This is a genomic window from Blastococcus sp. SYSU D00813 (assembly GCF_054050735.1).
Genome location: NZ_JBJGZX010000012.1, coordinates 78,186 through 103,693 on the forward strand (window position 1 = coordinate 78,186; position 25,508 = coordinate 103,693).

The following is a 25,508-nucleotide window of genomic DNA, read 5'->3' on the forward strand; positions in this document are numbered from 1 at the left end:
AGCGCTGGGCGGTGACGGCGAGCGGGCCGGCGAGCGGGCTCAGTAGGCCCCGGACCGGCTCAGCACCGCCCGGAAGGTCTTGACGAGGATCAGCAGGTCCATCGCCATCGACCAGTTCTCCACGTAGCGCAGGTCGAGGCGGACCGCCTCCTCCCAGGGGAGGTCGCTGCGGCCGGAGATCTGCCACAGCCCGGTCAGGCCCGGCTTGACCAGCAGCCGGCGGCTGACCTGGGTGTCGTACCGGGCGACCTCGCCGGGCAGCGGCGGCCGCGGGCCGACCAGCGACATCGAGCCGCCGAGGACGTTGAGCAGCTGGGGCAGCTCGTCGAGGGACAGCCGGCGCAGCAGGCGGCCGACCGGGGTGACCCGCGGGTCGACGCGCATCTTGAACAGCAGCCCGTCGGAGATGTTCTCCGCGCTCAGCGTCTCGACCTGCCGGTCGGCGTCGACGACCATGCTGCGGAACTTCAGCATCGTGAAGGTGCGGCCGTTCACGCCGACCCGCTCCTGGCGGTACAGCACCGGGCCGGGGCTGCCGAGCTTCACCGCGAGCGCGATCCCGAGCATGACCGGGGCGAGCAGCAGCAGGGCCAGCGCGGCGACGGTCCGGTCGAGACCGCCCTTGACCACCCGGCGCCAGCCCTCGAACCGGGGCTGCTCGACGGCCAGCAGCGGCAGGCCCTCGAACGGCCGGATGTGCAGCCGCGGGCCGGCGACCTCGATGAGGCCGGGGGCGACCAGCAGCTCGATGCCCGTGCCCTCCAGCTGCCAGGAGAGCTGCCGCAGGTACTGGGCGGCCGTCTCGCTGGCCGAGGTCACGGCGATCGTGTCGGCGCTGAGCCGGCCGGCCATCGCGACGACGTCGTCCAGGCCGCCCACCGGGAGGTCCAGCGCGGCGCCCACCCGGGCCCGGTCGGCCGGGGTGACGCAGGCGGCGACGACGTCCATGCCGGCGAACCGCTCCCGGCGGACCCGGTCGACGAGCTCGAGGACCGCACCGCCGCGGCCGACGACGATGACCCGCGTCGTGCACGACCCCTGGGCGCGCAGCCGCTGCAGCCACAGCCGTGCGGCGTAGCGCTCCACCAGCGTCGTGAGCATCAGGGCCGGCACCGCCAGGAGGACCAGGCCGCGCGCGATGTCGAGGTGGACGGCGTAGGAGACCAGCCCCAGCGTCGCCAGCAGGAGGAACCCGGCCCGCAGGACGAGGCGGTACTCGCCGCTGCCCGTGCCGTAGGTCCGCGCCGAGTAGGCGCCGGCGCCGGCGAGCAGCAGCGGCCAGGCCACGACGAGCACGGCAGCGGCCCACAGCAGCGGGTTCCCGGCGGTGAGCGGCGAGGAGTGCACCGCGAGGACGACGCCGGCGGCGATCGCGGCGGCCAGCGACTCGATCACGACCAGGGTCAGGGTGTACCGGCGGACCCAGCCCGGCGGGGTGCGGCGGACGACCGGCCGCGGGGCGAACGGCATCCCCGGTGCCACGGTCGACCGCACGGATGCGGATCCCAGCCTGACGCGCTCATGATCGAGAAGCACGGTTCCCCCCGGACACCGACGTGACACTGTGTGGCCGGGGACACGAGGCGGACCCGCGCATGACGTGCGGTTTTCCGGATCGGTGCCCTCGGCGGCACAGAGGACACTCACAGTCGGTCACCAGAGGGTCAACACGGAACGTGGTCGTTCACCCTGAGGAGCGAGCTGATCGGTCACGTGAGCGACACGCTCCGTGACGGTGGTCCGCGTCAGGTGCGCGGGTGGACCACGTTCTGCGCCGCCTCGAGCCCGCGCGCGAGCAGCTCCTCGGTGGCGTCGGCCGCCTCGGCGATCAGCAGGTCGAGCTCCTTGCGCTCGGTCGCCGAGAAGTCCTTGAGGACGAAGTCGGCCGGGTCCTGCCGGCCGGGCGGCCGGCCGATGCCGACCCGCACGCGCAGGTAGTCCTTGGTGCCGGTGGACCGGCTGATCGAGCGCAGGCCGTTGTGGCCGCCCTCGCCGCCGCCGCGCTTGAGCCGCACCGTGGCGAACGGGATGTCGAGCTCGTCGTGGACCACGACGAGGTCGGCGGCGGGCACCTTCGCCCAGTCGAGCAGCCCGCGGACCGGGCCGCCGGACTCGTTCATGTAGCAGGTGGGGCGGGCCAGGACGACGCGGCGACCGGCCAGCCGGCCCTCCCCGACCAGCGACCGCGACCGGCCGCCCTTGCCCGGGGACAGCTTCACGCCGCTGCGCGCGGCGAGCTCGTCGAGCACCATCGCGCCGACGTTGTGCCGGTTGCCGGCGTAGGCCGGCCCGGGGTTGCCGAGGCCGACGACCACGAACGGCCCCTCGGAGGGCGGAGCGGGCGGGGACGCCGCAGGGGCGCCGGCGGTGCCGGCGCCCCTGCGGGTCGTGCTCTCGGTCAGCGCGTGCCTCAGCTGTTCTCGGTGGCGTCCATCGACTCGCCGCTGCCCTGGTCCTGCGGCTCGGGGACGACGTCGCCCTCGCCGGCGTCCTCGGCGGCCGCGTCGGACTCCTCGCGCTCGATGCCGGCCTCGGCCTCGGCCTCGGCGAGCTCGGCCTCGAGGGCCTCCTCGGAGATGGCGCCCAGGAAGCCGATGACCAGCGCCTCCGGGTCGGTGACCAGCGTCGAGCCCGCGGGCAGCACGAGGTCGCCGGCCGTGATGTTCTGGCCCGCGGTGCGGCCCGCCACGTCGACCTCGATCGAGTCGGGCAGCCGGGTCGCGTCGGCCTCGATGGACACGGTGTTCAGCTGGTGGTTCGGGATCGCGTCCGGGCCGGGCTCGCCGACGACCACGATCGGGACGTCGACCGTCGTCTTCTCGCCGCGGCGGACGGCGAGCAGGTCGACGTGCTCGTGCACGCGGGTCAGCGGGTCGCGCTGGACGGCCTTGGTGAGGGCCAGGTGCTCGGCACCGTCGAGCTCGATGGTGATGAGCGCGTTGCTGCCGCCGTTGCGCAGCACCGCGGCGAACTCGCGGGCCGGCAGCGACAGGTGGACGACGTCCTGGCCGTGCCCGTAGAGGACGGCGGGGATGCGACCGGCCCGGCGGGTACGGCGGGCGCTGCCCTTGCCGAACTCGGTGCGGGCCTCGGCGACGAGGCGGTGGTCAGCCACGGTGGTGTGCTCCTAGCTCTGGGGTCTGCGGGCCGGCGGACGGCGCGGCGCACCCCGGACGGGCACACGCACGTCGATAACGGAGACGGACTCCCTCGCCGGGCTCTGCAACCTTACCCGGCATCCGCCGGGGGACGGCGGCCAGGTGCCGTTCCCCCGCGGGACCGAGCCCTCCCGCGGATCCGTCGGGCGCCTGCGGGCCCCCGCTGGACGGACGGCTCAGCTGGCCCCGTCGAACAGCGAGGTGACGCTGCCGTCCTCGAAGACCTCCTTGATCGCGCGCGCCAGCAGCGGGGCGATGGAGAGGACGGTGAGCTTGTCGAACTGGCGCTCGGGCTCGATCGGCAGCGTGTTGGTGATGACCACCTCGCTGACCCGGCTGTTCTTCAGGCGGTCGACCGCGGGGCCGGAGAGCACGCCGTGGGTGGCGGTCACGATGACGTCGGCGGCGCCGGCCTCGAACAGGGTCTCGGCGGCCTTCACGATCGTGCCGCCGGTGTCGATCATGTCGTCGACGAGGATGCAGACCCGGCCCTCGACCTCACCGACCACGCGGTTGGCGACGACCTCGTTCGGGCGCATCGGGTCGCGGGTCTTGTGGATGAAGGCCAGCGGCACGCCGCCGAGCTTGTCGCTCCAGCGTTCCGAGACGCGGACCCGGCCGGCGTCCGGGGAGACGATGGTGACGTCGCGGTCGGCGCAGCGGTCGCGCACGTGGTCGACGAGCAGGTCGAGGGCGAAGAGGTGGTCGACCGGGCCGTCGAAGAAGCCCTGGATCTGGGCGGTGTGCAGGTCGACGGTCATCAGCCGGTCGGCGCCCGCGGTCTTGAACAGGTCGGCGACCAGGCGGGCGGAGATGGGCTCGCGGCCGCGGTGCTTCTTGTCCTGGCGCGCGTAGGGGAAGAACGGCGCGACGACGGTGATGCGCTTGGCCGAGGCCCGCTTGAGCGCGTCGACCATGATCAGCTGTTCCATCAGCCAGGTGTTCAGCGGCGCGGTGTGGCTCTGCACGACGAAGGCGTCGCAGCCGCGGACCGACTCCTCGAACCGGACGAACAGCTCGCCGTTGGCGAACTCGTAGGAGGCCGTCGGGGTCGGCGTCACGCCCAGGTGACCGGCGATCTCGTCGGTCAGCTGCGGGAAGGCCCGGCCGGAGAACAGCATGAGGCTCTTGCTGGTGGTCTGCCGGATGGCGCTCATCGGATCGACTGCCCCTACTCGTCGGATTGCGTCTCGGGAGCCGCGGATCGGCTCTCGTCGGCCCGGGGTCGAGTGTCTGCCGCGCCGGCGGCGCCTGCATCCCCGGCCGCCGCTGCAGCGCGCGCGGCGGCGGTGCCCGGGCGACGGCGGCCCACCCAGCCTGCCACATTCCGCTGCTTGGCCCGTGCCACGCCCATGGCCCCCGGCGGGACGTCGGAGGTGATCACCGAGCCCGCGGCCGTGTACGCACCGTCACCCACGGTCACCGGCGCGACCAGCATCGTGTCACTGCCGATGCGCACGTGGTCACCGACCGTGGTGTGGTGCTTGGCCACGCCGTCGTAGTTGACGAAGACCGTCGCGGCCCCGACGTTCGACCCGGTCCCGATCGTGGCGTCGCCCACATAGGAGAGATGGGGCACCTTCGACCCCTCGCCCAGGTCGACGTTCTTGGTCTCGACGAAGGCGCCGACCTTGGCGCCGCGGGCCAGCCGGCTGCCGGGGCGCAGGTAGCTGAACGGGCCGACGACGGCGTCCGGTCCGATCACCGCCCCGGTGGCGTGCGAGCGGACGACGGAGGCGCCCTCCCCCACCTCGCAGTCGGTCAGCGTGGTGTCGGGGCCGACCACCGCCCCGCCGGCCACCCGCGTCGTCCCGTGCAGCTGCGTACCCGGCTGCAGGACGGCGTCCGCCCCGACCGTCACGGTCACGTCGACCCACGTCGTCGCCGGGTCGACCACGGTGACGCCGGCGACCATCAGCTCGTCGAGCACCCGGTCGTTGAGCACCCGGCGCCGGGCGGCCAGCTCCCGGCGGTCGTTGCAGCCGAGGACGTCGACCGGGTCGTCGGCGCGGACGGCGGCGACCGGCGCGCCGCCCTCCACCAGCGGGGCCAGCGCGTCGGTCAGGTACTGCTCGCCCTGGGCGTTGTCGGTCGACAGGCCGGCCAGCACCCGCCGCAGGGTCCCCGCGTTCGCCACGTACACGCCCGCGTTCACCTCGCGGATGGCGCGCTGCTCGTCGGTGGCGTCGCGCTCCTCGACGATCGCCCGGGGCCGGCCGTCGTCGTCACGGACGATCCGGCCGAGCCCGGTCGGGTCGTCGACCTCGGCGGTCAGCACGGTGAAGACGCTCCCCGCCGCGGCGTGCGCGGCCACCAGCGCGCCGAGGGTGCGCGCGGTCAGCAGCGGTGAGTCGCCGTTGCAGACGAGCACCGCCCCCTCGAGGTCCGGGACGGCGTCGAGGGCCACCTGCGCGGCGTGCCCGGAGCCGCGCTGCTCCTCCTGCACCACCGGCCGCGCCTCGGGCGCGACGGCGGCCAGGTGCTCGACGACCGCCTCCCGGCCGGCCCCCACGACGACCAGCGTGCTGCCGGCCCCGAGCGGCGCGGCGGCGGCCAGTACGTGGCCCAGCATGCTGCGGCCGCCCAGCGGGTGCAGGACCTTGGGGGTCGCCGAGCGCATGCGCGTCCCCTGCCCGGCGGCGAGGACGACGACGGCCGCCACGGCGCCCCCGGTCCGGTCCTCGGTGCGGTCGCTTCCCGGCTGGTGCTGGCTCACGGGTCTCCTCGGACGGCGGGGCGGTCGGGTGCACCGCGGGCGCCCGCGGCGGTGCACCCGGTGACGGCTGCTGGGGGACTCGGACTCGAACCGAGACTTCCCGGCTCCAAAGGCCGGCGGGCTGCCGATTACCCCATCCCCCATCCGCGGGCACCGGTCCGCCGGCGCCGCGGGACGCCGGATCGGCGCCACCGGCAGCCTAGTGAGCGGGACCCGCGGTGGCAGCGATCGGCGTCGCCCCCGCCCCCACCTGCGCGGTCGTGCGCAACCGCCACCCCGGCAGGCGGCCCCGGCTACGGGCACGTAGCTTACGGAGTCGTAACCACGGTCGGGGACGCTGCGATCGACCGGTCCGACACCGCCCTGGAGGCCCCTCTGTCCGCTCCCGCCCTCACCCGGCCCACGGCTCCGCGACGACCGGCCGACCCGGATGCCGGCCTGCCGGCCAACGCCTACGGCAAGGAGAAGGGCGCGGTCGAGCAGATCACGCTCTACCTGTTCGTCGTCGTCCCGTTCCTGGCGCTCGCCGCGATCGTCCCGGTCGTGTGGGGCTGGGGCCTGTCCTGGCTGGACCTGGGCCTGCTCGTCGCCTTCTACTTCGTGCCACTGCTCGGGGTGACCGTCGGCTACCACCGGTACTTCACGCACGGGTCGTTCAAGACCGGCAAGCCGCTGCGCTACGCGATGGCGATCATCGGCTGCATGGCCATCGAGGGCCCGGTCGTCCAGTGGGTCGCCGACCACCGCCGGCACCACGCCTTCTCCGACCGCGAGGGCGACCCGCACTCGCCGTGGCGCTACGGCACCGACACGCGGTCCCTGGTCAAGGGCATGTGGCACGCGCACCTGGGCTGGCTGTTCGACCGCCGGCAGACCAACCCGGAGCGCTACGCCCCCGACCTGCTCAAGGACCGCGGCCTGCGGATCGTCAGCCGCCTGTTCGTCGTGTGGGCGTTCCTCAGCCTGGCCCTGCCGGCCGTCATCGGCGGCCTGGTCACCGGCACGTGGGCCGGCGCGCTGTCGGCGTTCTTCTGGGCCGGCCTGGTGCGGACGGCGCTGCTGCACCACGTCACCTGGTCGGTCAACTCGATCTGCCACGTGATCGGCACCCGGCCCTTCGCCTCGCGGGACCGGGCCACCAACGTCTGGCCGCTGGCGATCCTCAGCGGCGGCGAGTCCTGGCACAACCTGCACCACGTCGACCCCACGAGCGCCCGGCACGGGGTGCTCCGCGGGCAGGTCGACATGAGCGCCCGGATCATCTGGGTGTTCGAGAAGCTGGGGTGGGCGCACAGCGTGAAGTGGCCCGACCCCGTGCGCCTGGCGGCCAAGCGCCAGGTGCCCGTCCAGGCAGCCGGCTGACCACGTCCACGAACGTCCCGCCGCCCGGGCGACCCGCCTCGGCGCGGTCGCCCGGGCGGCGACGTCCGGAGGGGGCGCCGGTCGGCACCCGGCCCCGCGTGCGGATGACCGGCGCCCAGCGCCGGCAGCAGCTGATCGACATCGGCCGCGAGCTGTTCGGCCGCCGAGGCTACGAGGCGACCTCCATCGAGGAGCTGGCCGCCCGCGCGTCGGTCAGCAAGCCCGTCGTCTACGGGCACTTCGGGGGCAAGGAGGGCCTCTACGCCGTCGTCGTCGAGCAGGAGATGCGCCGCCTGCTCGACCGGTTCACCGCCGCGCTGTCGGCGGGTGGCCACCCCCGCGAGGTGCTCGAGCGGGCGGCGCTGGTCTTCCTCGACTACATCGAGGAGGACACCGACGGCTTCCGGGTGCTGTCCCGGGACTCACCGATCAGCGACGCCGCCGGGCACTACTCCTCGCTGCTGGGCGAGGCCGCGCACGAGGTGGAGCACCTGCTGGCCTCGCAGTTCCGGCAGAACGGCTACGACCCGCGGCTGGCCGGGCTCTACAGCCAGGCGCTGGTCGGCATGGTCGCGCTGGTCGGCGCGTGGTGGCTGGAGGACCGGTCCCGCGGCAAGCGCGAGGTCGCCGCGCACCTGGTCAACCTCGCCTGGAACGGCATGGGCCACCTCGACCCCCAGCCCCGCCTGCGCGACGACGCCTGAGGGAGGACCTCGCTGCCCCGGCCCCGTCCAGAGGCTCGCCCCGAGCTCGCGAGGGGTGAGGAGCGGGTGCTCCTTCAGCCGACCAGGCGGGCGCCGGGGACCGGGCCGTGCACCACCCGCACCGTCCGGAACCGGCCCGAGGCGGCCATCCCGGCGGCCACGGCGGTGGCGTCGTCCTCGTCCCGCGCCAGCGCGGCCACGGTCGGCCCGGAGCCGCTGACCAGCGCCGCGGCGGCCCCGGCGGCGATGGCGGCGTCGAGGGCGGTGCGGAGGTCGGGGCGCAACGCGACGGCCGGCTCTTGCAGGTCGTTGAACAGGGTCTGGGCCAGGGCCTCCACCGGCCCGCTGCGCAAGGCAGCGACCACCGGCTCCGGCGACGCCAGCTCGGTCCCCGGCGGCAACTGCCCCTGGGCGCGCAGCCGGTCGAGCTCGCCGTAGACCGCCGGCGTCGACAGCCCCTCCCCGGCGATGCCGAGCACCCAGTCCCACCGGCGGCGGGCGAGCACCGGGCTGAGCCGCTCGCCGCGCCCGGAGCCCAGGGCGACGCCGCCGAGCAGGCTGAAGGGCACGTCGCTGCCCAGCTGGGCGGCGAGCTCGGCGAGGTCGCCGCGGGTGGCGTGCGTGCCCCACAGGGCGTCGAGGGCGACCAGGGCGGCCGCCGCGTCGGCACTGCCGCCGGCCAGGCCCGCCGCCGCCGGGATCGCCTTGTCGATGGTGATCGCGGCCTCGGCGCGCACCCCGGCGCGCTCGGCGAGCAGCTCGGCGGCCCGCCAGACGACGTTGCGCCGGTCGGTCGGCACCCGGTCGGGCCCGGTCCGGCCCCCGGCGAACTCCCCGGACAGGCCGATCGTCAGGGCCTCGGCCGGGCGGACGGTGACCGTGTCGGCCAGCGAGACGGCGAGGAACACGGTCCGCAGCTCGTGGTAGCCGTCGTCCCCCAGGGGAGCGACCGCCAGGTGCACGTTCACCTTGGCCGGGGCCCGGGCGACGACGGCGCCGTCGCCGGTGATGCGTCCCGGGCCGGCGTGCGCCGTCCGGCTCATGCCGGGTCCGCCGGCTCGACCGCCCCGGCCGGCGTGGCCGCCAGCCGGGCGAAGTCGGTGACCGACAGCCGCTCGCCGCGGGTGGCGGGGTCGATGCCGGCCGCCCGCAGGCGGGCCTCCGCGGCGGCGGGGCTGCCGGCCCAGCCGGCGAGCGCGGCCCGCAGGCCCTTGCGGCGGGTGGCGAAGGCGGCGTCGACGACGGCGAAGGTGGCGGCGCGGTCTCCGGGCGGGGGCGGCCGGCGGTCCAGCGCGACCAGGCCCGAGTCGACGTTGGGCTCGGGCCAGAACACCCGCCGGCCGACCGCACCGGCCCGGCGCACCTCGCCGTACCAGGCGGCCTTCACCGACGGCACGCCGTAGGCCGGCGAGCCCGGCGGGGCGGCGAGCCGCTCGGCCACCTCCGCCTGCACCAGGACCAGCGCGCGCCGCAGCGACGGCAGCAGCTCGAGCAGGTGCAGCAGGACGGGCACCGCCACGTTGTACGGCAGATTGGCCACGAGCGCCGTCGGAGGCGGCCCCGGGATCTCCCGCACGCGGAGCGCGTCGGCCTCCACGACCGTCAGCCGGCCGGCGAGCGCCGGGACCCGCTCGGCCACCGTCCGCGGGAGCAGCGCGGCCAGCCGCGGGTCGATCTCGACCGCCGTGACCGCCGACGCGGCGGGCAGCAGACCCAGGGTCAGCGACCCGAGGCCCGGCCCCACCTCGAGCACGACGTCGTCCGGGCGCAGCTCGGCCGTGCGCACGATGCGCCGGATGGTGTTGGCGTCGTGCAGGAAGTTCTGCCCGAGGGTCTTGGTCGGACGCAGTTCGAGCTGCTGGGCCAGGTCGCGGATGGCGGCCGGGCCCAGCAGCCCGTCGGACTGCTCCGGAGGAGTGCTCAGCGAGGGTCCGGGTTCAGCTGAACAGCCGCGGGCCGCAGTGCGGCCACTGGCCGGCACCGGAGCGCTGGTAGAGCAGCTGCGCGCGGTAGGTCTGCTCGTCCGCGGAGGCGGCCGCCGGGTCGCCGGTCCCGCCGACGGCGTTCCAGGTGGACTGCGAGAACTGGTACATGCCGCGGTAGCGCCCCGTCGAGCTCACCGCGTTCGGCCGGCCGCCGGACTCGCACGCCGCGAGGGCGGCCCAGTTGAGGCCGTCGGCCGAGGGCCGGTTGCCGCTGGAGACCGGCGGCGCCGGGGGCTCCTTGGTGCCGACGGTGACCAGCTCGTCGACGGGGGCGACGGCGACGGTCGACGACACCTGCTCGCGCCGGGTCTCGACGCCGTCGACGACCGTGACCCGCCAGGTGGTCGCCTGCTGGCCCTCGACGCCCTCCTGGGTGACCGTGTCGTCGCCCTCGAGGGCCTCGGGGTCCTCGGTCTCGATCGTCTCGTAGGGGATCGGCGTGGTCTCGACGACCTCGGTGACCTGCACGCGGAACACCTGCAGCCGCATCAGCGGGAGCAGCGGCTGGGTCACGTACATGTTGAGGCCGTCGGTCGGCCCGAGGGTGATGCCCTGCTCGTCGAGCAGGTCGCCCACGGTCGCGGCCGTCGTCGTCACCACGCGCTGCTGGCCGTCGGCCACCAGGGTGACGTCCTTGGGCGTGGTGATCTCCAGGGCCATGCCGTCGAGCGGCAGGCGCTCGCTGCGGCTGGCCGACAGGACCAGGCCGTCGGCCCGGTAGCCGAGCTGGTCCAGGGCCTCGTCCACCGACAGCGCGGTCACGTAGACCTCGCTGGTGCGCCCGTCGACGGTCAGCTGCAGCGGGCGGGCCCGGTTGAGGACGACGGTGTCACCGTCGGCGACCGACGCCCCGGGCTCGGGCAGGACGACGTCGTGCGACCGCGGCTCCAGCCCCTCCTCCTCGAGCACCTCGGCGACGGTGTCGGCGTAGGTGCGCACCTCCTGGGCCTGGCCGTCGACGGTCAGCGTCACCGACTTCTGCGCGACGTAGAACGCCACGGAGCCGCCGACGAGCCCGAGCAGGACGAGGGCGAAGAGGGAGAACTTCAGGGGTCGAGGCACGACACTTCCACGGGGTCACGGGACCGGGCAGGAGGCGGCCCCACCGGCGTGCCGCCGGCAGGCGGCCCGCCGGGCGGCCCCGCTCCGGGCCGGCTCCCCCGGTGCCATTCCTGGCTCCGGACGACGCCGCCCGGGGGCGGTCCCCACCCCGGCTGGTCACGACACGATAACGGGCGTGGTACGGGTGGCAACGGTGCGGTCAGGAGTGTTCCAGGGGGGCGACACGTCGACTCGGTGACGCGCCGACCCGCCCCGTGAGCGAAGTGCCTGGTGAGACGCCTGTGACGGTTGTTCACCGTGGTACTGGTGAGGTGATCGACGTCACCGTGTGGGACCGCCCGCCGGCGGGCACGACTGCCGATCGGCAACCGAGCGGGTCAGCCCGCCAGTGCCCGCTCGGACAGACGCAGCGGCCGCAGCCAGGTGACGAGGAAGACGGCGACGGCCAGGCCGGCGACCAGCGCCGAGAAGCCGCCGGCGACCAGCGCCACCGGCAGCAGGTCGAAGCCCTCGGTGACGCGGTCGCCCAGGCGCACCCCCGCGACCAGCAGCAGGGAGCCCAGCGGCAGCAGCGCCAGGACGCTCACCGCGGCGCTCACCAGGTGCGCCGTCCACGTGCGCAGCGCCTCGTCGAGCGGGACGTCGGCGCCGTCGGCGGGCAGCGGCCGGAGCAGGGCGCGCAGCAGCGCCACCTCGGCGAGCAGCCAGGCAGCCAGCGGGACGCCGAGGGCGATCCAGGCGACCCGGTCGGACAGCTCGTCGCGGTGCCACATGAGCGCTGCGGTGACCACCTCGGCGGCGACGACGGCGCGCGTGGTCCACAGCAGCCACAGCGAGACCTGCTCGCCGCGCCGGGGCCGGCGGGCGGGGGTGCCGACCTGCCAGCGGGGTCGCGGCCGGGTGGCCTCGGCCAGGACGACGCCCAGCAGCAGCCCGACGGCCACCGCCGGCGCCCAGAGGAAGACCGACGCCTCGGCGAAGACGACGATGCTGCCGACCACCGCGACCAGGCCCAGCAGCAGCCCCAGCCGGCGCACCCGGCGCCCGTGCACGGCCTGTCGCTCGAGCGTGCGCCGCCCCTCGGCGGTGGGGGTGGTGAACTCGACGGAGGCCGAGGCGACGGCCCGCCGCCCGGCGGCCAGGGACCAGCCCCGGGCCAGCAGGACACCCGGCACCAGCACGGCGATGAAGAGCACGACGGCGATGAGGCGACCCACGGTGCCAGTGTGCCCCGCTTCGCCGCGAGGGGGCAGCGGCTGCGGCGGCTCAGTCCTCCCAGGAGCCGAAGACGCGCTCGGCGGTGGCGGTGAGCGCGGCGCACAGCCGCTCGACCTCGACGCCGGTGACCTCGCTCAACGCCCGCACGGTGTGCGGCACCAGCCGGGAGGCGTTGGGCCGCCCGCGGTACGGGACGGGTGTCAGGAACGGGGCGTCGGTCTCGACGAGCAGCTGGTCCAGCGGCGTGAGCGCGGCCGCCTCGCGCAGGTGCGCCGAGCTGGAGAAGGTGACCGTGCCGGCGAACGACAGCACGTGGCCGCGCTCGACGCAGGCCCGGGCGAAGGCGGCGTCGCCGGAGAAGCAGTGGAAGACCGTGCGCTCCGGCGCCCCCTCGTCGTCGAGCACGCGCAGGATCTCGTCGTGGGCGTCGCGGTCGTGGATGACCAGCGCCTTGCCGTGCTCCTTGGCGATCCGGACGTGGGCGCGGAACGACGCCTCCTGCGCCGCCCAGCCCTCGGGGCCGGTCCGGAAGCGGTCGAGCCCGGTCTCCCCCACCGCCCGCACCCGCGGCAGCGCGGCCAGCCGGTCGATCTCGGCGAGGGCGGTGTCCATGGCCCTGCCGTCGTCCGCCCATCCCGCCGCCTCGTTCGGGTGGACGGCGACGGCGGCGAGGACGTGCGGGTTGCGGGCGGCGAGCTCGGCCGACCACCGGGAGGACGGGACGTCGACGCCGACCTGCACCAGCCGCGGCACCCCGACCGCCACCGCGGCGGCGACCTGGGCGTCGACCTCGGCGTCGTCCGGCGTCCGCTGGAAGTCGCCGAGCGTGATGTCGAGGTGGGTGTGGCTGTCGACGGCCGGGACCGGCAGCGGCTCGGGGTCCGGCGGCAGCTCACCGCGCCGGTTGGCCCGCGAGGAGGCCGACCGGCTCACGAGCGCCGTCCCCACGAGAAGCACTTCGCGCGCGAAAGGCCCCTCACGAGCGGCCGCCCTGCTCCAGGCGCGCCAGCTCCTCCTCGACGATCGACTCGTCCAGCTTCTTGAACACCGGCGTCGGCGGGGCCAGCGGCGTGCCCGGCTGCAGCGGCCGGGAGGCCCAGACCGCCTGCGCCGAGTCGTAGTCGCCGGTGATGACCGGGTAGGGCGAGCCGTCGTCCAGGTCGGTGACCTCGTCGATCCGCGGCGCGGGCGACCACACACCGGTGCCGCCGAGCAGCTCGTGGATCCGCTGCGCCGAGTGCGGGAGGAAGGGGGTGAGCAGCGCGTTGCAGTCGCTGACCGCCTGCAGCGCGGTGTGCAGCACGGTGTCCCGGCGGGCCGGGTCCTCCTTGAGCTTCCAGGGCGCCTGGTCGGACAGGTACTTGTTCGCCTCGCCGACGACCCGCATCGCCTCGGCGGCCGCGGCCTTCTGCCGGTTGCGGGCCAGCAGGTCGCCGATGGGCCCGAAGGCACCGCTGGTCGTGGCCAGCAGCGCGCGGTCGGCGTCGGTGAGGTCGCCGGGGGTGGGCACCGCGCCGACGTTCTTGGCCGCCATCGACACCGACCGGTTGACCAGGTTGCCCCAGCCGGCGACGAGCTCGTCGTTGTTGCGGCGGCGGAACTCCGACCACGTGAAGTCGGTGTCCTGGGTCTCCGGGCCGGCGGCGGCGATGAAGTAGCGCAGGGCGTCGGCGTCGTAGCGGGCGAGGAAGTCCCGCACGTAGATGACCACCTGGCGCGAGGAGGAGAACTTGCGTCCCTCCATGGTCAGGAACTCGCTGGAGACCACCTCGGTCGGCAGGTTGAGCCGGCCGAGCGAGCCGGGGCTGCCGCCCTTGTCGCCCTCGCCGTTGTAGCCGAGCAGCTGCGCCGGCCAGATCTCGGCGTGGAAGACGATGTTGTCCTTGCCCATGAAGTAGTAGGCGTCGGAGTCCGGCGTCTGCCACCACTGGCGCCAGGCGTCCGGGTCGCCCGACCGGCGGGCCCACTCGATCGACGCCGACAGGTAGCCGACCACGGCGTCGAACCACACGTAGATCCGCTTGTCGTTGCGGTCGCGCCAGCCGTCGAGGGGCACGGGCACGCCCCAGTCGATGTCGCGGGTGTAGCTGCGCGGCTTGAGGTCGTCGAGCAGGTTCCGGCTGAAGTTGAGGACGTTGGGCCGCCAGCTGTTCCGGCTGGCCAGCCAGTCGCCCAGCGCCCGGGTGAAGGCCGGCAGGTCGAGGAAGTAGTGCTCGCTCTCCACGAACTGCGGCGTCTCGCCGTTGATCCGGCTCACCGGGTTGATCAGGTCGGTCGGGTCGAGCTGGTTGCCGCAGTTGTCGCACTGGTCGCCGCGGGCGCCGTCGTAGCCGCAGATCGGGCAGGTGCCCTCGATGTAGCGGTCGGGGAGCGTGCGGCCGGTGGAGGGGCTGATCGCGCCGAGCGTCGTCTGCGGGAAGACGTAGCCGTTCTTCAGCAGCCCCAGGAAGATCTCCTGGCTGACCTGGGCGTGGTTGGCGGTCGTCGTCCGGGTGAAGAGGTCGTAGCTCAGCCCGAGCGACTGCAGGTCGCCGGTGATGATGCGGTTGTTGCGGTCGGCGATCTCCCGCGGGGTGACGCCTCCGGCGTCGGCGGCCACGGTGATCGGCGTGCCGTGCTCGTCGGTGCCGCTGACCATCAGCACCCGGTCCCCCACCATCCGGTGGTAGCGGCTGAAGACGTCGGAGGGGACGCCGAAGCCGGAGACGTGGCCGATGTGCCGCGGGCCGTTGGCGTAGGGCCAGGCCACGGCGGTCAGGATGTGCCGATCACTCACGGCACGAGACTATGCGCCTCCCGTTCAGGGCCGGCCGGTCGAGGCCGGGGCCGGGACGTCGGGGGCGGCGTCGACCGGGGTCAGCAGGGTGACCGCGACCAGCGCCAGCCCGATCACGGCGAGGGTGGCCAGCCGCAGGGCGCGCTGGTCCTCGGTGAGCTCCGGCAGCTCGGCGCGGGGCCGCGGGCCGGCGGCCAGCCAGGCCATGGTGGACGGCGCGCTCGCCAGCAGCAGCTTCCCGGTGGGCAGCGCGATCGCGCTGAGCGCCAGCGCGGGCACCGGCAGGCCGAGGGCCAGCCCGTCCAGCGACGTCGTCGTCAGGCCGAGCACCAGCACGACCGCCAGGAGCGCCAGCTCCGCGCAGGCGACGACGGTGAGCAGCCGGGCGTTGGACCCGTCGGCGAGGACCAGACCGCCGCCCGCGCCGAACACCGCCCACGCGGCGAGGGCCACGAGCAGCAGCGCCGAGACCGCCGTCGGCGGCCGGCCGGGCGAGGTGAGCAGGCCGTCGAGCCCGGTGATCGCCGCGGCGACGACCGCCACCGCCTCCAGCAGCGCGATCCCGGCCGCGGCCAGCACGGCGGCCGGCGGACGACGGCGCGGCGGAGCCCCCGCACGGACGGCGGCGCGGACGCCGGCACGGTCGTCGAGGGTGGTGCTCGCCACGGGGCTGCTCCCTGGCCGGGGACGGTCGGTCTCCGGTCAGGTCGTCCCGCGCGCTCCCCCGCTGTACGGGCGCGGGGCGGGGTTCACCCCATGGGGTCAGAGGCGGTCGGGACGCTCCCGGGCGGCGCGGTCGGCCGTGGCCCGCTGCGCGGCGGCCATGCCCTGCTCCCCGGCCAGCCGGCTGTGCCCGCGCCCGTAGACGAAGTAGACGACGAAGCCCAGCGCCATCCAGACCGCGAAGCGCAGCCAGGTGTCGGCCGGGAGGTTGAGCATCAGGTATAGGCAGGCCAGGGCGGAGACGATCGGCAGGACGGGGACGAACGGGACCTTGAACGCCCGGGGCAGGTCCGGCCGCGTCCGGCGCAGCACGATGACCGCGATCGAGACGAGCACGAAGGCGAAGAGCGTGCCGATGTTGACCAGCTCTGCGAGCGTGCCGAGCGGGATGAAGCCGGCGAGCAGGGCGACGGCGACGCCGGTCCCGATCGTGATGCGGTACGGGGTGCCGTACCGATGGTGGACGGCGCCGATGGCCGGCGGCAGCAGGTGGTCGCGGCTCATCGCGAACAGCACCCGCGACTGGCCCAGCATCAGGATCATCACGACCGACGTGAGGCCGGCCAGCGCCCCCACCGAGATCAGGCTCGAGACGAAGTCGAGCCCGACGCTGGAGAAGGCCTCGGCCAGCGGCGCCTCGGAGGAGAGCTCGGAGTAGGGCTGCATGCCGACCACGACCAGCGAGACGGCGACGTAGAGCAGCGTGCAGATGAGCAGGGAGCCGATGATCCCGCGCGGGAGGTCGCGCTTCGGGTTCTTCGTCTCCTCGGCGGCGGTGGCCACGATGTCGAAGCCGATGAAGGCGAAGAAGACGATCGAGGCCCCGGCGATGACCCCGCCCCAGCCGAAGCTGCCCTGGGTGAAGCCCAGCAGCTGGATGAGCGGCGCGTGCCAGCCGCCCTCGCCCTCGGCGGCCGGCTCGGCCGCGGGCACGAAGGGGCTGTAGTTCTCCGCCCGGGTGTAGAAGAAGCCGAGGACGATCACCAGCAGCACGATCGCGACCTTGATGACCACGATCACCGCGGTCACCCGGGACGAGAGCTTGATGCCGAGGACGAGCACCGCCGTCATCACCAGGGCGATGAACATCGCCGGGATGTTGACGGTGGCCTCCTCCCCCGCGATCGAGGTCGGCAGCGCGATGTCCGCGTCGCCGAGCAACTGGTTGAGGTAGCCCGACCAGCCCACCGCGACCGTGGCCGCGCCCAGGGCCAGCTCCAGCACGAGGTCCCAGCCGATGATCCAGGCCAGGAGCTCGCCGAGGGTGGCGTAGCTGAACGTGTAGGCCGACCCGGCGACCGGGACCGTGGAGGCGAACTCCGCGTAGCAGACCGCGGCCAGCCCGCAGACGACACCGGCGATGACGAAGGAGATGGCGACCGCGGGGCCCGTGGTCGTCTTCGCGACCTCGCCGGTGAGCACGAAGATGCCGGTGCCGATGATCACCCCGACGCCGAAGACGGCGAGGTCGAGCCCGGAGAGGTTCTTCCGGAGCCGGTGCTCCGGTTCCTCCGTGTCGCGGATGGAGTCCTCGACGGACTTCACCCGGGCCGTGTTCCTGCGGTCCGTGTCACTGGCCACGAGACGCCCCTCCCGGCTGCCGGCCGCGACCTCCCGGCCGCTGACCGGCAGCGTGGCACGGGTCCCGGCCGCTCGCATGCCTACGCTGACCACCCCCGACCGCGACCGAGGAGGTGCGCCGTGACCGCGACCGACCCGTTCTCGGACGCCCGGCCCGACGGACCGCCGTCCGCCCCGGCGCCGCACCTCGACGTCCCCACCACCCGGCCGCGCCCGGCCGGCGCCCCGCGCCCGCCCCGCACCCGGCCGCCGGGCCAGGACGTCGTCGTCGACTGCGCCGTGTACGTCGACGGACGCCGGCAGGCGCCGGTCGAGCCCGGGGAGGCGCTGGCGGCCGCGGTCGGGCAGGGCGGGTTCGTGTGGCTGGGCCTGTTCGAGCCGACCGAGGACGAGCTGCAGTCGATCGCCGAGCGGTACGGGCTGCACCCGCTCGCGGTGGAGGACGCCGTCTACGCCCACCAGCGGCCCAAGCTGGAGCGCTACGACGACGACCTGTTCATGGTGCTCAAGACGGCCACCTACGTGGAGCACGACCGGCTGACCGCGACGAGCGAGGTCGTCGACACCGGCGAGGTCATGGTGTTCCTGGGCGCGCACCACGTGATCACCGTCCGGCACGGCCGGCACGGCGACCTGGCCGAGCTGCGCCGCCGGCTGGAGGAGCAGCGCGAGCTGCTGTGCCTGGGTCCCGCGGCGGTGCTGTACGCGGTCGCCGACCTGGTCGTGGACACCTTCGTCGAGGTCGCCGAGGCGGTGCAGGACGACGTCGACGAGCTCGAGGCGTCGGTCTTCAGCCCCGACCGCACCGACGACATCGGCCGGCTCTACCAGCTCAAGCGCGAGCTGATGTCGCTGCGCCGGGCGGTCGCGCCGCTGGAGATCCCCCTGCAGAAGCTGTCGGAGCGGGCGGTCGACGTCGTCCCCGACGCGATGCGCTCCTACTTCCGCGACGTCCTCGACCACGCGATCCGGGTGCGCGACACCGTCAGCGGGCTCGACGAGCTGCTGTCGTCGATCCTGCAGGCGTCGCTGGCCCGCACGCAGATGGCCGACAACGAGGACATGCGCAAGATCTCGGCGTGGGCCGGCATCATCGCCGTCCCCACCGCGATCGCCGGGATCTACGGGATGAACTTCGAGCACATGCCGGAGCTGCACTGGCGCTTCGGCTACCCGCTGGTCCTGCTGGTGATCATCGGGTCGTGCCTGCTGCTCTACCGCGGCTTCAAGCGCAACGGCTGGCTGTAGCGGCCCGCCCTTCTCCGGGGTCAGCCGCCCTTCGCGGCGACGACGGCGTCGTAGACCGTGCGGCGGGGCAGCCCGGTGCGGACGACGACCGCGCGGATGGCGTCCTTGCGGCTGGCGCCCGCGGCCTCCTCCGCCGCGACCTCGGCGGCGAGCTCCGCGGCGGAGAGCTCGACCGCGGCCTCGGGCGCGCCACCGACCACGAGCGTGATCTCCCCGCGCACGCCCTCGGCCGCCCACGCCGCCAGCGCGGCCAGCGGCCCCCGGCGGACCTCCTCGTGCGTCTTGGTCAGCTCGCGGCAGACGGCGGCCGGCCGGTCGTCGCCGAACGCTCCCGCCGCGTCGGCCAGCGCGTCGGCCAGCCGGTGCGGGGACTCGAAGAAGACCATCGTGCGGCGCTCGCCGGCCAGCGAGGCCAGCCGGGACCGCCGCTCGCCGCCCTTGCGCGGCAGGAAGCCCTCGAAGCAGAACCGGTCGACCGGCAGTCCGCTGACCGCCAGCGCGGTGGTCACGGCCGACGGCCCGGGCACCGAGGTGACCGCCACCCCGGCGTCGATCGCCGCCCGGACCAGCGTGTAGCCGGGGTCGGACACCGAGGGCATGCCCGCGTCGGTCAGCAGCAGCACCGTGGCCCCCCCGGCCAGGGCCTCGAGCAGCCCGGGCAGCCGGGCGCGCTCCACCGACTCGTGGAAGGTGACCACCCGCCCGGTCAGCGCGACCCCCAGGTCGGCGGCCAGCCGGTGCAGCCGGCGGGTGTCCTCGACGGCGAGGACGTCGGCGCCGGCCATCACCTCGCGCAGCCGCGGACCCACGTCGCCGGGCTGCCCCAGCGGCGCGCCACCGAGCACCAGGCGTCCCGTCACGCGCCCGAGCCTGTCACGCCGGGCCGAGCTGGGCCGCTTGCAGGGGCCCGGCGCGAGCTCGCGGGTGCCGGGGGGCAGGAGGGTCCTTTCACTACCCTGGGGCCATGGCGGTCCTGGCTCCCGAACGCGAGGAGCAGGACCCCCGGGTCCGGCCCGTCCGGCCGCGCCGGCTCCCGGTCCGGCGGCTCGACCGCACCCCGCCGCTGCCCCGCGACGACCGCCTGGCCTGGGTGCTCACCGCGGTGCTCGGCGTCGCCACGTTCGTGACCCGGCTGTGGGACATCAGCTACCCGCGTGACCTGCTCTTCGACGAGGCGTACTACCCGCCCGAGGCGCAGGAGCTGCTCACCTGGGGCCACGAGTACAACCGCGGCTACACGTTCATCGTCCACCCGCCGCTGGGCAAGTGGCTGATCGCGCTGGGCATCAAGGCCTTCGGCTACGACTCGTTCGGCTGGCGGTTTCCCTCGGCCGTGGCCGGCACGATCGCCGTCGTCGTCCTCGTCCGGTTGGCGCGGCGGCTGACCGGCTCGACCCTGCTCGGCGTCGTCGCCGGCCTGCTGCTCGCGCTGGACGGCTTCTCCTTCAGCCTGTCGCGGATCGGCCTGCTCGACGTCTTCCTGCAGGTCTTCGTCGTCTCCGCCGTCGCCTGCCTGGTGGTCGACCGCGACCGGGTGCGCCGACGGGTCCGCGCCGCCGTCGACGTCCCGGCGAACGGGTTCCGGCTGGGTCCGCGCGGCTGGCGGATCGCCGCCGGGTTCCTGTTCGGCTGCGCGTGCGCCACCAAGTGGAGCGGCGTCTACTTCCTGGCCTCCGCCGCCGTCCTGTCCCTGTTCTGGGACCGGGCCGCCTGGCGCGAGGCGGGCGTCCCCCGGCCGTCCCTCGTGGCCCTGCGCCGCGGTCTGCCGGGCGCGACGTGGGCGCTGGCCGCCGTCCCGGTGCTGACCTACCTCGCCAGCTTCACCGGCTGGTTCCTCGGCGAGACCTCGCAGGGTAAGGCCTGGGCGCAGCAGAACCCGGACACCGCGTTCCCCTGGGTCCCGGACTCGCTGCGCTCGCTGTGGCACCAGCACGCGGAGTGGCTCGAGTTCCACAACGGTCTCTCGTCGCCGCACCCGTGGGAGTCCGGCCCGTGGAGCTGGCTGGTCAACGGCCGGCCGATCCTGCTGTGGAACCCGCAGGGGCTGACCGACTCCGCCGGCGACCAGGTGGTCCGCTACATCCTCATGGTCGGGACGCCGACCCTGTGGTTCGCCTTCGCCCCCGCGCTGGCCTGGCTGGCCTGGCGGGTCGTGGCGCGGCGGGACCCGGCGGCGATCCTGCTCGCCGTCATGATCGCGGCCGGCTGGGGCACCTGGTTCCTCAACGCCGAGCGCACGATGTTCTTCTTCTACATGGCGCCGGTGGTGCCGTTCTTCGTCCTCGCCGTGGTGCTCGTGCTGCAGGACGCGCTCGGCCCGGCGTCGGCCTCCCGCACCCGCCGCCAGGTGGGCCTCGGCGTGGTGTGCCTGTACGTCGGGGTGGTGGCGGCGACCTTCGTCTTCTTCTACCCGGTGCTCACCGGCCAGCCGCTGTCCCACGCGGAGTGGCTGGACCGGATGTGGTTCCCCTCCTGGTTCTGAGCCGGGGGGGGGGGGGGGGGGGGGGGGGGGGGGGGGGGGGGGGGGGGGGGGGGGGGGGGGGCCGGGGGGGGGGGGGGGGGGGGGGGGGGGGGGGGGGGGGGGCCGGCGCCCCCGCGGGGGCGCCGGCGCGCGGCGTCAGTACCTGCGGTCGACGACCTGCCCCGTGCGGGAGTTCCAGGTGATGTAGCCGCGCTCGAAGTCCACCCGGCGGCCGGTGCTGATCGCGTACTCGTCCCGGGTGGGGTAGCCCAGGTACGAACGCTCCCAGCCCAGCGCCTGCCATCGGACGAGGATCGCCCCGTAGACCGAGTGGGCACCGGTCCGCGGCGTCCAGTAGACGGAGCCGCCCTCGAAGTGGTTGTAGCGGCCGATGCCGTCCGGCGTCACGGTCTCGTTCGTCACCGGGAAGCCCAACCGGCCGCCCTCCCAGCCCAGGGTCCCCCAGTTGGCGTAGATGGCGCCCAGGACACTGCGTGCTCCGACGCCGGGCAACCAGTAGATGCCCCCGTTCTGGAAGTCGTTGTACCGGCCGCGCCCGTTGGGGGTGACGAGCTCGCTGCTGCGCGGGTACCCGTGCGGGCCACGTTCCCAGCCCGATGCCTGCCAGCGCGCCCGGATCTCGCCCACCACGGCGTGCGCACCGGTCGCCTGGGTCCAGTAGACGGAGGCGAAGCCGGTTCGGAAGTGGTTGTACCGGCCGCGTCCGTCGGGCGTGACCCGCTCGTCCGTGGTCGGCTCCCCGAGTGCGACGTGGCCCCCGTTCGCGAGGTAGGTGGCCAGGATCGAGCCGTGCACCTCGCGGACGCCGGCCGCCGGCGACCAGTAGAGCCGCCCGTTCTGGTAGACGCGGTAGCGGACCGCGGCGTCACCGGCCTCCGGCTGGGTGGCCGGGCCGAGCAGCGACCGCAGCGGCGCCTCGGCCGCGTACCGCCGGTCGATCGGCGTCAGGTAGGTCGAGGTCAGCGTGAGGTCGCCGTCGGGCATGACGAGCTCGCGCTGGCGCGGCGCGCCGTCGTTCCACCGCTCGAACGTCGCGACGCCGTCGCTGGCGACCGGCGGCGCCGAGATGGAGACCCGGGCGCCGGCGGTGACCTGTGCCGTGGACTGCGCCACGCCGTTCACCGTGATGGCGGCCGGGGTGGAGGCGGTGAGCGTCAGGGTCCGCATCCGCGGCTGGGCGATGAAGCTCTTCTCCGTGCGGACGCCGCGGGAGTCGGTCGCCGACGCGATGATCGTCAGGCTCGTCTGGTCCCCGTGGTCGTCGAACGGCCGGTTGAAGGTGGGACCGGTGAAGGTCTCGCCCGGGTGGTCGTGGCAGTAGTCCGCGCTGCAGTGGACCAGCACGACCCGCCAGGTGACCGGCAGGGGCGCCCCGGCCGAGTCGGTGGCGGTGGCGCTGGCCTGCACCGGGTTGCCCACCGCGAACGTCGCCGTCGGCGGGGGCGCCGTCAGCACCAGGTTCGGCGCCGCGGCCGCCGGCGCGACGGTGAACTCCTTGGTCCCCGTGGCCCCCGCGGGATCGGTGACGGTGAGCCGCACGGTGACCGTCGCCGGCGCGGTGGCCGCATAGGTCTTCACCGGGCGCACGCCGGTCGAGGTCGTGCCGTCGCCGAAGTCCCAGCGGTAGGTCAGCGCGTCGCCGTCGAGGTCGCTGGACCGGCTCCCGTCGAAGGTGACCGTGCGGGTGGCGGCGTTGGTCGTGAAGGTGGCCTCCGCCGTCGGCGGGCGGTTGCCCGGCAGGTACACCAGGCGCTTGAGCCGGCTGCCCCCGATGTCGGCGTAGACGATGTCGCCGTTGGCCGCCGTGCCGAACTTGACCGGCAGGCCGTTCTCCGTGCCGAAGCCGGTGGCCTCGGGCTGGCGGGTGAGCCGGCCCTGGGCGTCGTAGCGCAGCGTGTAGACCCGCTGCGAGGCGTAGTCGCCGAAGAAGTAGGCGCCGCGGTAGGCCTCCGGGTACGCCGACCCCTGGTAGACGACGCCGCCGGTCACGCTGGTGCCCAGCGGGCCGTGGACGTAGGTCCACAGCGGGGCGGTGTTGGCCACGCCGGCGCAGCCGGGCAGGTCCCGGTACCCGGGGGTCTGGGTGTTGCCCTCCCAGCACGGCCACCCGTAGTTGGCGCCCGGGCGGATCAGGTCGACCTCCTCCCAGGTGCCCCAGCCGACGTCACCGAGGATCGGCGCGCCGGAGGTCGGGTCCAGGCTCAGCCGGAAGGGGCTGCGGAAGCCGCTGGCGTAGACGCGGCTCTTCCACGACTGCGGGTTGGCCGCCTCGTAGTACGGGTTGCCGGGGACGCCGCGCCCGTCGGGCAGGACGTGCAGGACCTTGCCGTAGCCCTGGTTGACGTCCAGCGCGCGCAGGGCCAGCGGGTCGACGACCCGGAAGTCGGCCGCGTCGCCGACGCTGACCCACAGCGTCCCGTCCGGCGCGGCGACGATGCCGGTCAGCGCGTGCACGTCGGAGTTCTGCCGCAGCTCGAAGATGACGCGCTCGGCGCCCAGGCCGGTCGGCTCGGGCGAGCCGGTGACCGTCCAGGCGCTGAGCCGCGTGGTCCACACGCCGTTCACGGTGAGCACCCGGGCGGTGTAGATCACCCGGCTGGTCGCGTAGTCGTGCGCCACGGCGATGCCGGACAGGCCGAGGTCCTGCTGGGTGACGACCGGCAGCGTGGCCAGCGTCCGCGGGACGCCGGCGGCCGAGACCCACGCGACCCGGCCGTTCTTGCCGGTCGTGAAGTAGCTGCCGTCAGGGGCGAAGTCGAAGTCGGTGAGGGTGTCGGCCTGACCGCTGGGCATGTCGCGGACGACGAAGCCGGCGGGGAGGGTCGGGGCGGCCGAGGCCGTCGTCCTGGGCAGGACGGCGAGCACGCCGGCCGCGAGGGCCAGGACGAGGCCCACCCGGAGGGTGAGAGTGAGAAGTGTCGCGATGGCGCGACGTCCCCTGAGCATGGTGACGGAGTGTCAGCTGTGTTCGTCGCTCTGCACAGACGAACCGGGGCGAAAGTCCTGATCCGGAACCCGACCGGGCACGACACGCCGCGCGGCGCTGCGCGACCCGCCGTCCTCCGTCACTCTTCGTCACCGGGTCGAGTGTGATGCGGCACGCCTCCTCAGGGTGGCGGGAGACGATAGTTGGGTACTACAACTGAAAGCCGTGTCGCACGCAGCCAGTTCGGGGTCGAGCACGTTCCGGCAGCCGAGGGCGGTCTACGCGGTCGCCTTCGCCTGCGTCGTCAGCTTCATGGGCATCGGCCTGGTGGACCCGATCCTCCCGGCCCTCTCCGAGCAGCTGGACGCCACGCCCAGCCAGGTCAGCCTGCTGTTCACCAGCTACCTGGTGGTCACGGCCGTGGCGATGCTCGGCACCGGCTGGGTGTCCAGCCGGATCGGCGCCAAGCGGACGCTGATCACCGGCCTGGCCGTCATCGTCGTCTTCTCCGCCCTGGCCGGGCTGAGCGACTCGATCGACGGCATCGTCGGCTTCCGGGCGGGCTGGGGGCTGGGCAACGCGCTGTTCATCGCCACTTCCCTGGCGGTGATCGTCGCCTCGGCCAGCGGGGGGTTCGCGGGCGCCGTCGTGCTCTACGAGGCCGCGCTCGGGCTGGGCATCGCCGCGGGCCCGCTGGTCGGCGGCCTGCTGGGCGACGTCAGCTGGCGCGGGCCGTTCTTCGGGGTCACCGTCCTCATGGCGATCGCGCTGCTGGCCACGGTGGTGCTGCTCGACGAGACCCCGGCGCCGGCGCGGAAGACCCCGCTGCTCGCCCCGATCCAGGCGCTGCGGCACCGCAGTCTGCTGACCATGGCGCTGACCGCGGTCTTCTACAACTGGGGCTTCTTCACGATGCTCGGCTACGCGCCGTACCCGATGGAGCTGAGCGCGATCCAGCTCGGCTTCGTCTTCTTCGGCTGGGGCCTGCTCGTCGCGTTCTTCTCCGCCGTCGGCGCCCCGCGGCTGCAGGAACGGTTCGGCACCGCGCCGGCGCTGTACGGCGCGCTCGGCCTGTTCGCGGTGCTGCTCCTGCTCATCGGGCTGTTCACCGGCACCCGGTGGGCGCTGTTCTCCTGCGTCGTCGCCTCGGGCGCCGTCGTCGGCGTCAACAACACGCTGACGACCCAGGCCGTCATGCTCGTCGCCCCGGTGGAGCGCCCGGTCGCCTCGGCGGCCTACGGCTTCGTCCGGTTCATCGGCGGGGGCCTGGCCCCGTACTTCGCGGGGGAGATGGTCGACGCCTGGGACATCCACGTGCCCTTCGTCGTCGGCGCGGTCGCGGTCGCCCTGGGGACCGCCGTGCTGGCCACCGGGCACCGCGTGCTCGCCGCAGCCGACGCCGGCCTCGCCCGCCCCGCCGAGCCCGAGGTGGCCGGCGAGGTCGCCGACGAGTCCGGCGGGGCCCCCGGCGCGGTCGACGAGGAGCTCCGGGCGCAGCACGCGCGGACCCGCGCCCGACCCGGCGTCCCCGGTTAGCGTGACGGTGCACCGGACGACGAGGGGACGA

General features: G+C 74.5%; 20 protein-coding genes and 1 tRNA gene. 5 read left to right on the forward strand and 16 right to left on the reverse strand.

The features are described from left to right. Nucleotides 1-39: 39 nt before the first annotated feature. The 6 genes from ACI8AX_RS10910 to ACI8AX_RS10935 all read right to left on the reverse strand — a co-directional run bounded on the left by ACI8AX_RS10910 (nt 40) and on the right by ACI8AX_RS10935 (nt 6,017). Nucleotides 40-1,470, reverse strand: a complete 1,431-nt coding sequence (locus ACI8AX_RS10910; RefSeq protein ID WP_456549830.1) for a sugar transferase — start codon at nt 1,468-1,470, stop codon at nt 40-42. Between the two features lie 275 nt (nt 1,471-1,745). Then, nucleotides 1,746-2,315, reverse strand: coding sequence for an aminoacyl-tRNA hydrolase (gene pth, locus ACI8AX_RS10915; protein ID WP_456549831.1), 570 nt, complete (start codon nt 2,313-2,315; stop codon nt 1,746-1,748). 95 nt (nt 2,316-2,410) lie between these two features. Next, on the reverse strand, nt 2,411-3,115 hold the full coding sequence (locus tag ACI8AX_RS10920; protein ID WP_456549832.1) for a 50S ribosomal protein L25/general stress protein Ctc: 705 nt from the start codon (nt 3,113-3,115) through the stop codon (nt 2,411-2,413). Nucleotides 3,116-3,334: 219 nt separating this feature from the next. After that, on the reverse strand, nt 3,335-4,315 hold the full coding sequence (locus tag ACI8AX_RS10925) for a ribose-phosphate diphosphokinase (RefSeq protein ID WP_409329151.1): 981 nt from the start codon (nt 4,313-4,315) through the stop codon (nt 3,335-3,337). Nucleotides 4,316-4,329: 14 nt separating this feature from the next. Then, nucleotides 4,330-5,874, reverse strand: coding sequence for a bifunctional UDP-N-acetylglucosamine diphosphorylase/glucosamine-1-phosphate N-acetyltransferase GlmU (glmU, locus tag ACI8AX_RS10930; protein ID WP_456549833.1), 1,545 nt, complete (start codon nt 5,872-5,874; stop codon nt 4,330-4,332). Between the two features lie 70 nt (nt 5,875-5,944). After that, nucleotides 5,945-6,017, reverse strand: a tRNA-Gln gene (locus ACI8AX_RS10935). 400 nt (nt 6,018-6,417) lie between these two features. Between ACI8AX_RS10935 and ACI8AX_RS10940 the strand changes: the two genes are divergently transcribed. Further along, on the forward strand, nt 6,418-7,236 hold the full coding sequence (locus tag ACI8AX_RS10940; protein ID WP_456549834.1) for an acyl-CoA desaturase: 819 nt from the start codon (nt 6,418-6,420) through the stop codon (nt 7,234-7,236). A gap of 104 nt (nt 7,237-7,340) precedes the next feature. Further along, nucleotides 7,341-7,940: a TetR/AcrR family transcriptional regulator gene (locus ACI8AX_RS10945; RefSeq protein ID WP_456549892.1), complete on the forward strand. Its 600-nt coding sequence runs from the start codon at nt 7,341-7,343 to the stop codon at nt 7,938-7,940. A 74-nt stretch (nt 7,941-8,014) separates the two neighbouring features. On the opposite strand, the gene ACI8AX_RS10950 is transcribed toward ACI8AX_RS10945, so the two are convergent. The 8 genes from ACI8AX_RS10950 to ACI8AX_RS10985 form a co-directional block, all read right to left on the reverse strand. Further along, nucleotides 8,015-8,983 carry a 4-(cytidine 5'-diphospho)-2-C-methyl-D-erythritol kinase gene (locus ACI8AX_RS10950; protein WP_456549835.1) on the reverse strand — a complete coding sequence of 323 codons (969 nt, stop codon included), beginning with the start codon at nt 8,981-8,983 and terminating at the stop codon, nt 8,015-8,017. Continuing rightward, the gene (gene rsmA, locus ACI8AX_RS10955; protein WP_456549836.1) at nt 8,980-9,921 is read right to left on the reverse strand and encodes a 16S rRNA (adenine(1518)-N(6)/adenine(1519)-N(6))-dimethyltransferase RsmA; all 942 of its coding nucleotides are present in this window, start codon (nt 9,919-9,921) and stop codon (nt 8,980-8,982) included. The genes ACI8AX_RS10950 and rsmA overlap by 4 nt, the downstream gene beginning before the upstream one ends. Continuing rightward, nucleotides 9,878-10,987: a ubiquitin-like domain-containing protein gene (locus tag ACI8AX_RS10960; RefSeq protein ID WP_456549837.1), complete on the reverse strand. Its 1,110-nt coding sequence runs from the start codon at nt 10,985-10,987 to the stop codon at nt 9,878-9,880. The genes rsmA and ACI8AX_RS10960 overlap by 44 nt, the downstream gene beginning before the upstream one ends. A gap of 377 nt (nt 10,988-11,364) precedes the next feature. Beyond that, nucleotides 11,365-12,204 (reverse strand): hypothetical protein, encoded by an 840-nt coding sequence (locus ACI8AX_RS10965; RefSeq protein WP_456549838.1) that lies wholly within the window; start codon nt 12,202-12,204, stop codon nt 11,365-11,367. A 49-nt stretch (nt 12,205-12,253) separates the two neighbouring features. Further along, complete coding sequence (locus tag ACI8AX_RS10970) at nt 12,254-13,138, reverse strand: TatD family hydrolase (RefSeq protein WP_456549839.1); 885 nt, start codon at nt 13,136-13,138, stop codon at nt 12,254-12,256. 43 nt (nt 13,139-13,181) lie between these two features. Further along, on the reverse strand, nt 13,182-14,981 hold the full coding sequence (metG, locus tag ACI8AX_RS10975) for a methionine--tRNA ligase (protein ID WP_456549840.1): 1,800 nt from the start codon (nt 14,979-14,981) through the stop codon (nt 13,182-13,184). A gap of 24 nt (nt 14,982-15,005) precedes the next feature. Next, complete coding sequence (locus ACI8AX_RS10980; RefSeq protein ID WP_456549841.1) at nt 15,006-15,647, reverse strand: hypothetical protein; 642 nt, start codon at nt 15,645-15,647, stop codon at nt 15,006-15,008. 96 nt (nt 15,648-15,743) lie between these two features. Further along, on the reverse strand, nt 15,744-17,249 hold the full coding sequence (locus ACI8AX_RS10985; protein ID WP_456549842.1) for an amino acid permease: 1,506 nt from the start codon (nt 17,247-17,249) through the stop codon (nt 15,744-15,746). A 156-nt stretch (nt 17,250-17,405) separates the two neighbouring features. Between ACI8AX_RS10985 and corA the strand changes: the two genes are divergently transcribed. Continuing rightward, nucleotides 17,406-18,533, forward strand: a complete 1,128-nt coding sequence (gene corA / locus ACI8AX_RS10990; RefSeq protein ID WP_456549843.1) for a magnesium/cobalt transporter CorA — start codon at nt 17,406-17,408, stop codon at nt 18,531-18,533. Between the two features lie 20 nt (nt 18,534-18,553). On the opposite strand, the gene rsmI is transcribed toward corA, so the two are convergent. Continuing rightward, nucleotides 18,554-19,393: a 16S rRNA (cytidine(1402)-2'-O)-methyltransferase gene (gene rsmI, locus ACI8AX_RS10995; RefSeq protein ID WP_456549844.1), complete on the reverse strand. Its 840-nt coding sequence runs from the start codon at nt 19,391-19,393 to the stop codon at nt 18,554-18,556. Between the two features lie 104 nt (nt 19,394-19,497). Here rsmI and ACI8AX_RS11000 point away from each other — a divergent pair, with 104 nt between their 5' ends. Further along, complete coding sequence (locus tag ACI8AX_RS11000) at nt 19,498-21,015, forward strand: dolichyl-phosphate-mannose--protein mannosyltransferase (protein ID WP_456549845.1); 1,518 nt, start codon at nt 19,498-19,500, stop codon at nt 21,013-21,015. Nucleotides 21,016-21,150: 135 nt separating this feature from the next. Here the strand turns inward: ACI8AX_RS11000 and ACI8AX_RS11005 are convergent, their stop codons facing one another. Continuing rightward, nucleotides 21,151-23,910, reverse strand: coding sequence for a PQQ-dependent sugar dehydrogenase (locus ACI8AX_RS11005; protein WP_456549846.1), 2,760 nt, complete (start codon nt 23,908-23,910; stop codon nt 21,151-21,153). A gap of 256 nt (nt 23,911-24,166) precedes the next feature. On the opposite strand from ACI8AX_RS11005, the gene ACI8AX_RS11010 reads away from it, so the two are divergent. Beyond that, nucleotides 24,167-25,477, forward strand: a complete 1,311-nt coding sequence (locus tag ACI8AX_RS11010; protein WP_456549847.1) for an MFS transporter — start codon at nt 24,167-24,169, stop codon at nt 25,475-25,477. The last annotated feature ends 31 nt before the right edge of the window (nt 25,478-25,508 follow it).